This is a genomic window from Vibrio sp. 1167, from assembly GCF_033340375.1.
Classification (GTDB): domain Bacteria; phylum Pseudomonadota; class Gammaproteobacteria; order Enterobacterales; family Vibrionaceae; genus Vibrio; species Vibrio alginolyticus.
In genome coordinates this window covers 1-1,005 of the sequence record NZ_JAWOWK010000145.1, presented here as the reverse complement: position 1 = coordinate 1,005, position 1,005 = coordinate 1, and the positions used below count along the sequence as shown (strand labels likewise).

The 1,005-nt window shown below is 49.0% G+C and carries 1 protein-coding gene; it reads left to right on the top strand.

Going from position 1 to position 1,005, the window contains the following annotated elements; all coding sequences use genetic code 11:
• Window positions 1-1,005, top strand: a 1,005-nt coding sequence (locus tag R7Z78_RS24975) for a LysM peptidoglycan-binding domain-containing protein (RefSeq protein ID WP_169643689.1), incomplete at both ends; no start/stop codon positions are given.

The window sequence follows — 1,005 nt, the reverse complement described above, 5'->3', positions numbered from 1 at the left end:
AGTTTGTGCCAGGCACCGGGAAAATGATGGGGCTTGAACAAAACTACTGGTATGACGGGCGTCGCGATGTCGCTGCCTCTACCGATGCTGCATTGGATTATCTTGTTCAATTAAATGAACGTTTTGACGGAAACTGGGAACACGCAATCGCAGCCTACAATAGTGGCGGCGGTCGTGTATCTAGCGCTATCCGTAAGAACAAAAAATTGGGTAAACCTGTCGACTTTTTCTCTTTAGATCTGCCAAAAGAGACCAGTAGCTACGTGCCAAAACTTCTCGCTCTTGCGGACGTGGTGGCAAACCAAGAAAAGTACGGTATCGACATTCCATCTATCCCAAACAAACCAGTGCTGACGTTAGTCGATCCGAAAGAACAACTGGATCTCGCTATCGCTGCTGATTACGCGGGCATCGGGGTAAAAGAGCTGCAAAGCTACAACCCTGCCTACAACCAATGGTCCACCGCACCAGAAGGGCCTCATCAGCTTCTTATTCCTGTGGAGAAGAAGGATGCGTTCTTAACTCAAGTTGAGAGCAATCGCGGTAAAGGCATGAAAGTCGCGCGTTACAAAGTCAAATCTGGCGACTCGTTGAGTATGTTGGCGAAAAAATACGGTACGACCTCAAAAGTGATTCGTCGTGCTAACGGCCTGTCGAACAACAACATTCGCATTGGCCAGTACTTACTTATTCCGACGTCAACCAAAGACGATTCAAAGTACGCACTTACAGCGCAAAACCGTTTGAACAAAACGCAATCGCAAGCTCGTGGCCAGCTGAAACTGTCACACGTTGTGCAATCGGGTGAACGGTTGTGGTCGATCCCTCGTGACAACAAGGTTTCACACAAATCGCTAGCAAAATGGAACGGCATGGGACCAAAAGATACCCTGCGCGTCGGTCAAAAGCTGGTGATTTGGAAAAAATCGGACCAAGGCGCCGTGATTCGTACCGTGTTCTACAACGTTCGCTCTGGCGACACCATCAGTGGCATCGCAAGCGAAT